This window comes from Aestuariibaculum sediminum, assembly GCF_014596945.1.
Lineage (GTDB): Bacteria > Bacteroidota > Bacteroidia > Flavobacteriales > Flavobacteriaceae > Aestuariibaculum > Aestuariibaculum sediminum.
The window spans coordinates 562,622-576,213 of sequence record NZ_JACVXB010000001.1 but is presented as its reverse complement, the minus strand read 5'-3'; the positions used below and the strand labels follow the sequence as shown (position 1 = coordinate 576,213).

Genomic DNA, 13,592 nt, shown 5'->3' with positions numbered 1-13,592 from the left:
AATCTTATGCAAAACGTTTTCATTATGATAAACTAAAAGGGCTATAGGTAAGCATGAAATTTACTTTTGCATGAGGCTTAAAACTAAAATCCAATTATTTTTTAATTTTAAAAAGGTCTACATTTGTTAAATGTCATTTCTTGTAGGACTCAAGTATTTAAATAAGTTTATTCTTTTTTAGTATTCCGTAAATTTTGCTTCAAAAGAATCTAATGTTGGAAAAATATTATTTTTTTGATTGAACCGGATTTCAAATTTAAACGCATAACCTGCCTCTAATTCAGGAAAATTGAGTGTTGCGGGATATGTTTCTACCACTTTAACATAGCCTGGTTTTTGTGAGTAAGATTCCTTAATAGTTTTGAATTTCGTCCAGTTGTTAATATGACCATCATTGTCGGTGTCTGTCCCTACTCTAATTTGAATACCATCAACCCAAGGACCATCACTTATAAAATCAAAATTATTTCTTTGCACCAAAAGATAAAATTTTCCCTCTGCAAAACCTACAGTGGGGTCTGGATGAAAGCCCTCGCCAATTTCGCCATCCCAAACAAATGTTTTATTAATATCGTCACTTCGCCATCTTCCAACACGCATCGATTTTGTTTCATCATGCGAATCGTAATCACAGAATATAAAGTATTGCTTTCCAACTTTTATCACGCTGTAATCGCCAAATGCATCTTGAGGCCCTTCATGGACTTCATAAGTATACGGGGTTGAATCTCTCCCGTGGACTAATTGGTTTGGGTGCGGTTCATAATTCTTAATTTTTCCTGTCGGTTTAGTACGTTTGTCTATTGGAGGTGGATATTCGTGCGGTAAAAAACCATTTATGCCATCTGGGCTATCAGCATGGCCTGCTAATGGAGAGTCCCATGAATTTTCACGCGGATTTATTGGACTCCAATCTTCATATATGAGATGAAAGATATTATCCTCATCTCTGAAAATAGCCATATCCGAACCATGAGACGGGTCTTTAAATACTAGACCTATTTCCTTGCCTTGTTTGCCGTCGGTAAGGTTCTCATCTATTATAAGGTGAGGGTCTTCATCATTCGGTTTGTCAAAATAGATATAGAATTTGCCATTCACATGTTCTGCTGAAGTCACCCATTTGTTTGTAATATTTGAAACTGGGCCAAAATGTTTCCAATGCTTCATGTCCTTACTATGCCATGAGTGATACCCCGTAGAGTCATTTCCTTTATATCTGGCCAGAAACCAATAATTACCTTCTGATATCGGAATAAAAACAGGGGCGTCTTCAGCCATTTTAGGTGTAACCTTAGGAATTGCTTGCCAGTTATTCCATTGCGTTGTTTGCTTTAATGTTATGGACTGTAATTTACGCTTTGTTTTAAAACGTTTTACTTTACTTGAAAAGTAAGCAGAATCATGTTTTGGTTTGATAAAGCCTTCTGTAATCTCGAGATCTGTATACCTATATGCTCCAGACTTCCACTCTTCTTGGGTTTCAATTTTCCATTGGTTGTTTGAAAAATTACAACCGAATATTAAAAGAGATGTTAAGATTATTGATGTACTTTTCATTTGAATTTTAATTTCGCGAATAACGCATATGAGCAAACTAAATTTTGCTATAAAGTACAATTTTTTGATTATAGTTACATTTCAGGGAAACCTATTGTGATTTTTGATGAAAAATATAAGAAATTTTGGAAGTAGGAATCCAGCTTAGAAAGCTCATTATCTTGTTGTTCTTAAACTTTTTATTTTAATGAGAATTCAACATGGCTTTCAATTGAGTAAGTTAATACTTATAAATAAGACTGATTTTAATTTTTTTGTCTAAACACTTGTTTGACCGCTTATTATTAATTCTAAGTACTAAGTGGATTGAACGATTAAATATATTTTTTAGAGCACCAGAAAAATATGTTGTAACATTTCGATTATTCTTTTTCCGGTATAGGAGTCAAAGAAATGGGTGTATACTCTTGTTAATAAAAAATGGTCCGTAAGCCAATAGATCAAAATCAATAAACTAAGGAATTTAAATTTTTTAAAATAGAACTGGTCAAATACAGTCATTGCCAATAATGGTACGATGTATAGTACGTTAATTAACCAAAAGTTATCTTCGAAATTCCAAAACGTCCGCGCTAACCGCTGTACTGCAGCCACGGTCAAAAAAACCATCGCCAATACCATTATGCGTTTATGGATATAGGGCTTTTTCCGGTTATAAATTGCAATTAGCGCTATAGAAACACCAAGTAATATTTGCATTAGTGTTCCTTCTTTAACTTCATGACTCCTAACATGTGCACTGTTGATTATAGTGTGGAAACCGGTAACAAAAACAAGAAATAGTAATATCACCCCAAATTTCCCTAATCGCATATGCCATATTATATTCTTTGAAGATATAAGCACGCATTGAACCAAAAAGAGTATCACCCAGATAGAAAAAGTTATACCATGTACTATAAGGAACCCTGGATTTGGTGTTATACTGGTTTTTAGATAAAAACTATCTGCAAAACCAGCTAATGTTACAAAGAAAAACCAAAGGCCTGTAAGTAAAAAGAATTGCTTTTCTGGATCTTTTTTAAGGTGGTCAAAATTCCAATGGAGATGGTTTATTTTCTTTTCCATAACCAGGCATTTTTAAAAATAAGCAATAGTAAAAAGGAGAAAACACCCAGAAATAGAGCAGATATAAAAAAACGAGGTTTACTTATACCTCCTTGAATCGGAGGATCTTTGCCGATTAAATGCGCAACCACAATTTTAAATTGTCCATCCTCAAACTTCCATATTTCCGATTGCATCGACGTAAATCCGGATGGCTCTTTAATAGTATAAGAAGTAACATAAGTCGTCGAATCAATTTTTACAATAGGACTGAAATCAATAGTATAATCAGTACGTGGAATATCCAATCTCGTCAGCGCTTTTTTAATTTCTTCTTTTCCAGTTAGTCCAAAGAAAGGAATAACAGCATTTTCCGTCATCAGTTCAGCATAAGAGATGGTTTCGCCTTCATAGATTAAAGCAGTAACATCCGTTATCTTTTTTTGTAAAAGTTTTTCAACTTCTTCCAATGGAGGTTGAGTCTGAGCCGAGATAACGCCAAACACTAAAAACAGAATTGAAGTAAATATTATGTTTAATTCTGACAAGGTTTTGATTGTTTGCGTGTTTCTATATCGCATTGATATAATATATACTTTTAAATATACATAAATATCTACAATCAAAAAACGGCTGTTTTAAATTAATAAAACAGCCGTTTATGTATTATTTTAAAATTTGATTTTAGAATTTATAACTTAAACCAACAGTGTAATAACTTTGTAATTTATTGTCTAGATCATCAAACCCTGTGGCAGTTGCAGGATCTTGAGCTAAAGCATAATCCAGAGCTTCCTGCTTGTTGTTTCTTAAACCAAAATCGAAACCAACACCTATCATTTTCCATAAGGTATAACTAAAAGAGTTGGTCCAAGTCCAATTGGAGTAATCGTTACTTTTATAACTCTGGAACATGGATAAATTCGTTTTAAAGTTAATGGCACCAAATTTTCTGGTGTAGTCTGCTACGATTTTAGCACCCAACGATGATTCGTAAATAGTTTCTCCTTTACTAAAAACAAAGTTGTAGTTTAATGGATGAATAACCACTATTAAATTTTCAATGGGTGTCCATGTAGCCCCAATACCTAAATCGAGGTATCCCGGGTCGTTAAAATTATCAATTAATGTGGTACGATATTCCATTAAGCCTGATGCGGCTAAGGTTTTAGTAATGTTTCTACCGTATAGTGACGAAATATTAAAAACGTCGGTTGATGGCTCAAAACCACTATCATCTGTGGGGTCATCTTTATCATCTAATTTTACCCAATTCAGGTTTGTGGTTAAGGAATTTCTCCAGAAAAACTTCTCTTGAATTAAATTTGCATAAGCATTTAAAGTAAACCCAATATTACCAGATTCGTTGTTTGGTGTGCCTTGCGAATACCAGTTATTAAAGTTTGACAAGCTACCTCCAATGGTACCAAAGGCCCCTGTTCTCCAGCCCGGTAAAGCATCTATTTTAGCTTGTATGGCTTTAATGTCTGCTGCTATCGCATCGGCTTCAGCTTTCTTTTCCTTTTTTTCTGCTTCAAGTTCTTCCTTGGTTTGTGCACCGAGTGTTGCTATACCTACGAAGAATACCAGTAATAGTAGTGTTTTTTTCATTCTGTTTGTTTGTAAAATGGAATATAAATATAAATTTTAATTGAAAAACTAACAATTAATCTCTTAAGATAATTACTGCATGAGACACCTCTTGTAACCATGAGGTCACAATTTCTTATTTATTTTTGAAAAGCGGTACCGACGAACATGCCTCGCCATACATAATCGATTTTACGACAGGTTTTAATTTTGATACCAGCATGATATAAGCATTTGGTGGTACAGGTTTTTTAGAACACCCTTTGATAATAACTGGTTTATCGGCATAGGGCGAAACATCCATATGATTTATAATATCCTGGTAAAGACAGGTTTCTAAGGCTTCAAGCGTACCAGTAACTATGTATTTGGCGTAAGGTTGTAAGTGCAGACTAATGAGCATAAAAGCCCACCCAGGAATAATCGCATCGCTACTACAAGTTATTGCTACATAGCAGTTTTCATATTGCGACCAGTCGTGTTCTGCTACATAGGACCTAAAATCTTTTTCGCGCAGTACAAAACCTTCAAAAAGCCAGTCTTTTATATCAAAAATAATGCGAGATCCTTTTGGGTAATAATCTTCCAAGTCGATAGTTACCAGTTTACTATTCGCTACGCGATTTATAATTTCTTCTGCCATATTGCAAATTTAAATAAAGTTTAATAACTAAAGTGTTTTGAAATGTATACTATTGATAGCCTTCGGCTTGCAATGCGAATAAATGCGCATATAAATTGTCGTTAGCCATAAGTTCTTCATGCGTGCCGAGCTCAAGCACTTTACCGTCTTCTAAAACCAATATTCTATTGGCTTGCCTAACTGTACTAAATCGGTGAGAAATAATAATGCTGGTTTTGCCCTTGGTAAGTCCAATAAACCTGGTAAATACATCACTTTCGGCTTTAGCATCAAGTGCCGATGTTGGCTCATCTAAAATCATCACTTCGGCATTTTTCATATAGGCTCTTGCTAATGCTACTTTTTGCCATTGCCCTCCTGAAAGGTCTTGCCCGTTAGCAAATCGCTTACCTAACTGTTGATTATAACCGTATTTTAGGTCCTTAATCACCTGATTAGCTAAACTTAATTCGGCTGCGTTTTCAATTTTTGTTTGATTGTCTAGCTCATTAATATCTCCAATGGCAATATTTTCCTTAATGGTAAATTCATATTTGAAAAAGTCTTGGAAAATAACACCAAAAAAGGCTTGGTAATCTCCTTTGTTAAAACGATTTATATTGATACCATCCAATAGAATCTCTCCTGAAGTAGGTTCGTAAAAACGTAGGAGTAATTTGGTAAGTGTGGTTTTACCAGCTCCGTTTTGTCCAACAAATGCTAATTTTTCTCCAGCCTTTAAATTAAAGCTGATATCTTTTAAAATTTCAAACTCGGAGCCAGGATATGAAAAGTACACGTTTTTAAATTCGAACCCTTCCTTTATGTGCTTTGGAAGCGGAACATCTTCTTTTGTTTTTGAAGCTACCGAAATATCAATAAAATCGAAATAATCTTTTAAGTACAATGCACTTTCCGAAATACGAGTAAATCTGGCAAAAAATTCTTGAAGATTTTTCATTAGACGATTAAACGTACCCGATAGAAATGTTAGTTCCCCAATGGTAATAACTCCTGAAAGCACACGATAAATAATGAAAACGTATGCGCCGTAGTAACTTAAAGAGCCAAGCACATTAAATACAAAGCCTAATGCCGATCGCTTTACAGCCAGCGTTCTATTGAGTTTGTAGTACTCTTCAGAAAGGTTTTTAAATCGGTCTACAATAAAATCGGTGAGTCCAAAAAGTTTAATCTCTTTTGCTGTTTTATCGTTAGCTCCTATATATCTAAGATAGTCTAATTGCCTGCGTTCGGCAGTCCAACTTCTTGCTAATGAATATTGTTGTTGGCTAAATCGTACTTCGTTAATAAACGAAGGAATTATACTAAGTATCAATAAAATAATTAAGTACGGCTCGAAATAAATTAAACCTGCTACTAAGGTTGCAATGGATATTGCACTTTGTGCCTGCCCTAGTACATTAGACATTAAGCCTACACGACCTGTGGTTTGTGTTCTGGCACGTTCCAGTTTATCGTAAAACTCCGAATCTTCTAATAAACTGATATTAATTTGATTGGTTTTTTTAATGATGGTAACCGAAGTAGAAATATTGTATTCATCACCTAACAAGCCATCGGTTAAGGAAATGGCACGACTTACTAAATCGGATAATATGACTAAAGCAAATTCAATCGCAACATAGGTCCAAAGTTGGGTGTAATCTGTTGTTTCAAGGGAAATTTGATGTATAATTTCATCAATTATTAATTTACCAACCCATAAGATAACAACGGGAAGCAGTGCCCCAATAAGTCTGCAAAAGGCAGAGAGTAAGAATAATTTTTTATTGACATTCCAAATTTCTCTGAAGAACCGCGGAATGTAAATAAGTGCATTAAAAGACGACTTTAAATTTGTTTTTTTATCGCCGTCTTTTAATGATTTAGGTGTGCGTTTCGCCATCTAAAGGTTTTTATTATAGCATGCCTAATTCTAATTTGGCTTCTTCACTCATTAAATCCTGTGTCCATGGTGGATCGAAGGTAATTTCAACCTCGGCACTATTGACTTCGTTTAACGATTTTATTTTTTCTTCTACCTCAAGAGGTAACGTTTCTGCTACAGGACAGTTAGGTGTCGTTAATGTCATTAAAATTTTAACATCATAATCTTCATTTACAAAAACATCATAGATTAACCCTAATTCGTAAATATCTACAGGGATTTCTGGGTCGTAAATGGTTTTTAAAACATTAACTATTTTTTCACCTAATTCGGTCGTGTCAATTGCTTCGCTCATATTTGTAATGTTTAAAGGCTTAGTCGGAATCCGACAAGCGACTTAACGCATATTTTATTTTAATTGTGTTTGGTACGCAATGGCATACATTTTAAGTTGTTTTATCATACTTACCAAGCCGTTTGCTCGGGTAGGCGATAAGTGTTCTTTTAAACCAATCTGGTCTATAAAATCCATATTGGCATCAATAATATCTTTTGGATGCTGGTTAGAAAATACACGGATTAAAATAGCAATGATGCCCTTAGTAATTATAGCATCACTGTCGGCAGTAAATTCTATTTTATCATCTTGCATTTCGGCATGAACCCATACCTTACTCTGGCAGCCTTTAATAATATTACTATCTGTTTTATACTGTTCTTCAATTAAGGGTAAATCTTTCCCTAAATCTATCATATATTGATAACGTTCTTCCCAATCTTCAAACATTGAGAATTCGTCAATAATTTCATTTTGAATTTCTTCTATAGTCACAATCTCAAATTTTATGTAAAAGTACAATAAGAAATAGCTTCTAACAAATTTATGATGTAGAGGTTTTTAGTTAAAAATACACTGAAACCGTTTAAGTTAACGTGGATTAGGCAAGCATCATTTTGGCCTTTTTAACTCCTGCCACAAGGGCGTCAATTTCAGCTTTAGTGTTGTAAAAAGCAAAAGATGCTCGCACAGTACCTGGAATACAATAAAAGTCCATTATGGGTTGCGCGCAATGGTGGCCGGTACGTACAGCTATACCAAGTTTATCGAGAATTGTGCCTACATCGTAAGGATGAATACCGTCTAAATTAAATGAGATAACTGATGTTTTTTGTTGAGAAGTTCCATAAATGGTCAACTCATCAATGTTTAAAAGTTCCTGAGTCGCGTATTCTAGAAGCTCATTTTCGTATTGTGCAATAGTATCGAAACCAATAGAGTTCATGTAATCTAATGCAGCTCCAAAAGCGATACCGCCGCAAATATTTGGGGTCCCTGCTTCAAATTTATGTGGTAAATCGGCGTAAGTGGTTTTTTCGAACGTCACTTCAGCAATCATTTCTCCACCGCCTTGGTATGGTGGTAATTTTTTTAACCAACTTTCTTTTCCGTAAAGCATGCCTTGGCCTGTAGGGCCACACATTTTATGGGCGGAAGCAACATAAAAATCGACATCTAATGCCTGTACATCGGGTTTAATGTGCGGACAGGATTGTGCGCCATCAATTAACACAGCGGCACCATACAAATGTGCTTGTTTTATTATGTGTTCAATAGGGTTAATTGTTCCTAAAGCATTCGATATATGATTAACAAAAACCAGTTTGGTGTTATCAGAAAGGAGATTGTCAAAATCTGAAATAATCAATTCCCCATCCTGGTTCATCGGAATTACTTTTAAGGTAGCTCCGGTGCGTTCGCAAAGCATTTGCCAAGGCACTATGTTACTATGATGTTCTAAAGCTGAAACGATAATTTCGTCTCCCTTTTTTAATAACGATGAAAATCCATTAGCTACTAAATTAATACCATGCGTTGTGCCTGAGGTGAAAATGATTTCGTGAGCATGTTTTGCATTAAAATGCTTCTGAATTTTTTGTCGTGCATGCTCGTATTTATCGGTTGCTTCCTGGCTTAAGCTATGTACACCACGATGTATGTTTGCGTTGTAGTTTGAGTAATAATCTACAATGACATCGATAACCTGTTGCGGGGTTTGTGAGGTTGCAGCATTATCAAAATAGACTAAAGGTTTACCGTTTACTTTGCGTGAAAGAATAGGAAAGTCTTTTCGTATGTCGTCTACATTAAACATAGCAGGTTTGGTTTAGCCCCGATAGCAGCGACATCCTTTTTTGTAGTGTTAAACCGTGAGGTTCAAAACGAGAAAAAGATATAGCGGATAGCGGGAATGGCTTCTAATATTATTTTCTTTTTGTTAGTTAAAACGGAACCGAAATAAAATCTCGATTCCGCCGTTACTCATATTTATTTTATGCTCTTAATGAGATTCCTGCTTGTGCAGAAATTATACTTCGAAACCAATATTAACGCCTAATTTGTTAGCGATAAGTTTGGTAATACGTTGTTTTATTTCTGGAATTTTTACCGAGCTTAAGACGTTGTTGCTAAAAGCATACATTAAAAGACCCTTGGCTTCTTTTTCAGGAATACCACGTGATCGCATATAAAACATGGCACTCTCATCCAACTGACCAATTGTACACCCATGAGAACATTTTACATCGTCAGCAAAAATTTCCAGTTGAGGTTTTGTGTTAATCGTTGCTTTATCGCTTATTAGTATGTTGTTATTGGCCTGGAAGGCATTAGTTTTTTGTGCTTCTTTTTCAACAATAACTTTTCCATTAAAGACACCAGTAGCATTATCATCAAATATCCCTTTGTAGTCCTGATGACTTTCGCAATTTGGCTCTATATGATGTACTAAAGTGTTGTGATCAACATGTTGTTTGTCGCCTATAATGGTAACTCCTTTAAGCGTGGAATCAATTCGTTCACCGTTTTGGAAGAAGTTAAGATTATTACGTGTTAATTTACCACCAAAACTAAAGGTATGCACAGAGGCATGACTTTCGCGTTTTTGATTTATAAACGTGTTGTCTATTAAAGACGCATTGTGGTTGTCATTTTGAATTTTATAATAATCGACAATGGCACGTTTATTAGCAAATATTTCGGTTACACTATTAGTTAAAACAGGGTTCTCTGTTAAACTTTGATGGCGTTCAATAATTTGCACATGAGAATTCTCGTCTACCACAATCAAGTTACGCGGTTGCAGCATGGTTGCTGCTTCATTTCCTGTTGAAAAATGGACAATTTGAATTGGTTTTTCAACAATTTTATTCTTTGGAATATGAATAAAAGCGCCTTCGCTTGAAAATGCTGTGTTTAATGATGTCAAGCTATCTGTAGTCGCTACCTTATTAAAATAGTTTTGAATAACTAACTGGTATTTTGGTTTGCTCAATGCCGCCGACATTAAACATACATCCATACCATCGTGTGTGGTTTGAGAAAGGTGCGATGAATATTTACCATCGATAAACACAATTTTGTAACTGTCGATATCGTGGATGAAATATTTCTTTACGTCGCGATACTCTAAAGCGTCTTCCTGCTTTGGAAATAGGCTGTAATCTTGTTTTAATACACTATTTAAAGAGGTGTATTTCCAAGCTTCATCTTTTTTGGTAGGAAACCCTTTTTCCTCGAATATTTTGAAAGCATCGGTTCTAACATCGTGAACATATGCATCGTTATCGACGCGGTTTTCAAATGCTAGAAATGATGATACTAATTTATCTTTTAAATCCATGTTCTTCACGTTTTAGTTGTCAGTCTAAGTTTGTAGTAATCCAAACTATTATGACTGTTTACTAATATTAAGCGTTAGCTTCTTCTTTAATCCAGTCGTAGCCTTTTTCTTCTAATTCGTGAGCTAACTCTTTTCCTCCAGATTTTACAATACGTCCATCGTACAATACATGAACAAAATCAGGTACGATATAATCTAATAAACGTTGGTAGTGTGTAATAACTACAACTGCGTTGTTTTCATTTTTTAATTTGTTAACCCCATTAGCCACAATGCGAAGTGCATCGATATCTAATCCAGAATCGGTTTCATCAAGAATAGCTAATTTAGGTTCTAACATGGCCATTTGGAAAATTTCATTACGTTTCTTTTCTCCTCCAGAAAAGCCTTCGTTTAAAGAACGCGATAAAAATTTACGATCGATTTCTAATAGTTCCGATTTTTCACGGATTAATTTTAGCATATCTTTTGCTGGCATTTCTTCAAGGCCTTGTGCTTTACGGGTTTCGTTTATGGCTGTTTTCATAAAGTTAGTTACCGAAACGCCAGGGATTTCAACAGGGTATTGAAATGATAAGAAAATACCTTTATGAGCACGCTCTTCTGCGGCCAATTCGTCGATATCTTCACCATCGAAAATAATGTTACCATCGGTTACTTCGTACTCTTCTTTACCTGCAATTACAGATGATAATGTACTTTTACCAGAACCATTAGGCCCCATAATAGCGTGTACTTCACCAGGTTTAACTTCTAGGTTAATACCTCTTAAAATCGCTTTATCCTCAACACGAGCGTGTAAATTCTCAATTTTTAACATAACTATTCTTGTCCTAGTTTTACAACTTTGTTATTCTCTGGGTTAGGTTCAGAAACATTTAATATCTCTATAACTTCTACTTTATTCTCCCAAAGAATTTTATCGTCTTTTTTATTTGTAATTTTTCCTCTTATTTCAACCGGAACCATATCGGTAGGTTCCTTTTTATATTTTTCGGCCAGCTGGTTAAGCTCTTTCATTTTGTCATTAATGAATACGCCGTAAATATTTGCATGCGTTTGTATTACTGCAGCCCCGTCATAATAAACAAATTCTCCTTTTAATAAGGTTAAGCCATCGTTTTGTTTGGCTGTTTTTTCTGGACCATCGATGTTGTTAACATCCTCCATAGTCTTTGTTGTTTTGTCGTTTTTACAAGCCGTTAAAACGAAAAGGGTAATAAGTAATACAATTGCTTTTTTCATTTAAATTGGGTCTCTTATTTTTTTCCTGCTTACGCAAGACGATTATCCAACACTACCTTCTAAGCTTATTTCTAATAATTTTTGAGCTTCAACGGCGAATTCCATTGGTAACTTATTAAGAACCTCTTTACTGAATCCGTTTACAATAAGTGCAATGGCTTTTTCGGTATCTATACCACGTTGGTTACAATAGAAAATTTGGTCTTCACCAATTTTACTAGTCGTTGCCTCGTGCTCGATTTGTGCTGTTTTATTTTTAGCCTCTATGTATGGGAAGGTATGTGCACCACATTCGTTACCCATTAGTAAACTGTCGCACTGCGAAAAGTTACGTGCGTTTTCGGCGCGGCTTGCAATTTGTACTAAACCACGATACGAGTTTTGCGATTTGCCAGCGGAAATACCTTTGGAAATAATCGTTGATTTTGTGTTTTTACCCAAGTGAATCATCTTTGTACCCGTATCGGCTTGCTGGTAATTGTTTGTTACAGCTATCGAGTAAAACTCACCAACTGAATTATCTCCTTTAAGTACACAAGAAGGATATTTCCAGGTTACTGCACTACCGGTTTCTACCTGAGTCCACGAAATCTTCGCATTCTTTTCGCATAAACCACGCTTCGTTACGAAGTTGTAAACTCCTCCTTTACCTTCGGCATTTCCCGGAAACCAGTTTTGTACAGTACTGTATTTTATTTCAGCATCATCTAAAGCGATAAGCTCTACTACAGCCGCGTGTAATTGGTTTTCGTCACGACTTGGCGCGGTACACCCTTCAAGGTAACTTACGTAACTGCCTTCGTCTGCAATAACCAATGTTCTTTCAAATTGACCTGTCCCTGCCTGATTGATTCGGAAATAGGTTGAAAGTTCCATCGGGCATTTTACACCCTTTGGAATGTAACAGAAACTTCCATCACTAAATACAGCACTATTTAAGGCTGCGTAAAAATTATCAGTTTTTGGAACCACGGTTCCTATGTATTTTTTAACTAATTCTGGGTGCTCTTTAATAGCCTCAGAAATTGAACAGAAAATAATACCTTGTTCCGCTAAGGTCTTTTTAAAGGTTGTTGCTACCGATACTGAATCAACAACTACGTCCATAGCTACACCAGCTAATTTCTTTTGTTCATCCAATGAAATACCAAGTTTGTTAAAGGTGTCTAATAATTCAGGGTCGACCTCATCTAAACTTTCATATTTTGGTTTTTTATTGGGTGCTGAATAATAGGAAATGGCTTGAAAATCTGGTTTTTCATAATGCACATTAGCCCATTCAGGCTCTGTCATGGTTTGCCAGTTACGAAACGCTTCCAATCGCCATTCAGTCATCCATTCCGGCTCTTCCTTTTTCATAGAAATTGCGCGAACGATATCTTCATTTAACCCCACAGGAAAGGTGTCAGATTCTATATCAGTATAAAATCCGTATTCGTATTCCTTAGTTTTAAGTTCTTCTCTTAAATCGTCTTCAGTATATTTACTCATCCTTTAATTTTCAATTATTAAAATTTATAAAGAGAAAGATTCGCCACAACCACAGGTGCGGTTGGCATTTGGGTTGTTAAAAACAAATCCGGTACCGTTTAAACCTCCAGAATATTCCAGAGTGGTTCCTATAAGGTATAAAAAGCTTTTCTTGTCTACAATTATTTTTACACCATTATCTTCAAAAACCTTATCGTCTTCTACTTTTTCTTTATCAAACTTTAAGTCGTATGATAGCCCAGAACAACCGCCACTTTTTACCCCAACGCGGATATAATCGGTAGCTGGGTTAAAGCCATCATCTTGCATAAGTTCGATAACTTTTTTCTTAGCCGTTTCAGAAACCTTTATCATAATTATCTATATAAAAAAATATATTGTCAAAATTGACTGCAAATATACATATTAAGTCGGGGATAACCATAGAGCCTAACATTATATTCACATATAGTTTTATAGGTTTTTC

General features: G+C 35.2%; 14 protein-coding genes. All 14 read right to left on the bottom strand.

Annotation, left to right across the window (positions count from 1 at the left end):
- Positions 1–177: 177 nt before the first annotated feature.
- Entirely contained in the window at positions 178–1,560 is a 1,383-nt protein-coding gene (locus tag ICJ83_RS02705; protein WP_188228812.1) for a glycoside hydrolase family protein, read from the bottom strand.
- Positions 1,561–1,887: 327 nt separating this feature from the next.
- Positions 1,888–2,628 (bottom strand): hypothetical protein, encoded by a 741-nt coding sequence (locus ICJ83_RS02700; RefSeq protein WP_188228811.1) that lies wholly within the window; start codon positions 2,626–2,628, stop codon positions 1,888–1,890.
- Positions 2,613–3,233 (bottom strand): hypothetical protein, encoded by a 621-nt coding sequence (locus ICJ83_RS02695; RefSeq protein WP_188228810.1) that lies wholly within the window; start codon positions 3,231–3,233, stop codon positions 2,613–2,615. Before ICJ83_RS02695 ends, ICJ83_RS02700 begins: the two co-directional genes overlap by 16 nt.
- 58 nt (positions 3,234–3,291) lie before the next feature.
- On the bottom strand, positions 3,292–4,218 hold the full coding sequence (locus ICJ83_RS02690; RefSeq protein ID WP_188228809.1) for a DUF3078 domain-containing protein: 927 nt from the start codon (positions 4,216–4,218) through the stop codon (positions 3,292–3,294).
- Positions 4,219–4,333: 115 nt separating this feature from the next.
- Entirely contained in the window at positions 4,334–4,840 is a 507-nt protein-coding gene (locus ICJ83_RS02685; protein WP_188228808.1) for a DUF2480 family protein, read from the bottom strand.
- Between the two features lie 49 nt (positions 4,841–4,889).
- The gene (locus ICJ83_RS02680; RefSeq protein WP_188228807.1) at positions 4,890–6,728 is read right to left on the bottom strand and encodes an ABC transporter ATP-binding protein; all 1,839 of its coding nucleotides are present in this window, start codon (positions 6,726–6,728) and stop codon (positions 4,890–4,892) included.
- A 13-nt stretch (positions 6,729–6,741) separates the two neighbouring features.
- On the bottom strand, positions 6,742–7,065 hold the full coding sequence (locus ICJ83_RS02675) for a DUF59 domain-containing protein (protein WP_188228806.1): 324 nt from the start codon (positions 7,063–7,065) through the stop codon (positions 6,742–6,744).
- 54 nt (positions 7,066–7,119) lie between these two features.
- Positions 7,120–7,542 (bottom strand): SufE family protein, encoded by a 423-nt coding sequence (locus ICJ83_RS02670; RefSeq protein ID WP_188228805.1) that lies wholly within the window; start codon positions 7,540–7,542, stop codon positions 7,120–7,122.
- Positions 7,543–7,648: 106 nt separating this feature from the next.
- A complete protein-coding gene (locus ICJ83_RS02665) occupies positions 7,649–8,863 on the bottom strand; it encodes an aminotransferase class V-fold PLP-dependent enzyme (protein ID WP_188228804.1) in 1,215 nt (404 codons plus the stop codon).
- Between the two features lie 213 nt (positions 8,864–9,076).
- Positions 9,077–10,390 carry a Fe-S cluster assembly protein SufD gene (gene sufD, locus ICJ83_RS02660; protein WP_188228803.1) on the bottom strand — a complete coding sequence of 438 codons (1,314 nt, stop codon included), beginning with the start codon at positions 10,388–10,390 and terminating at the stop codon, positions 9,077–9,079.
- 67 nt (positions 10,391–10,457) lie between these two features.
- Complete coding sequence (sufC, locus tag ICJ83_RS02655) at positions 10,458–11,210, bottom strand: Fe-S cluster assembly ATPase SufC (RefSeq protein WP_188228802.1); 753 nt, start codon at positions 11,208–11,210, stop codon at positions 10,458–10,460.
- A 2-nt stretch (positions 11,211–11,212) separates the two neighbouring features.
- A complete protein-coding gene (locus ICJ83_RS02650) occupies positions 11,213–11,635 on the bottom strand; it encodes a hypothetical protein (RefSeq protein WP_188228801.1) in 423 nt (140 codons plus the stop codon).
- Between the two features lie 42 nt (positions 11,636–11,677).
- Positions 11,678–13,126 carry a Fe-S cluster assembly protein SufB gene (sufB, locus tag ICJ83_RS02645; protein ID WP_188228800.1) on the bottom strand — a complete coding sequence of 483 codons (1,449 nt, stop codon included), beginning with the start codon at positions 13,124–13,126 and terminating at the stop codon, positions 11,678–11,680.
- Positions 13,127–13,150: 24 nt separating this feature from the next.
- Entirely contained in the window at positions 13,151–13,480 is a 330-nt protein-coding gene (locus ICJ83_RS02640) for a HesB/IscA family protein (RefSeq protein ID WP_188228799.1), read from the bottom strand.
- Between the last annotated feature and the right edge of the window lie 112 nt (positions 13,481–13,592).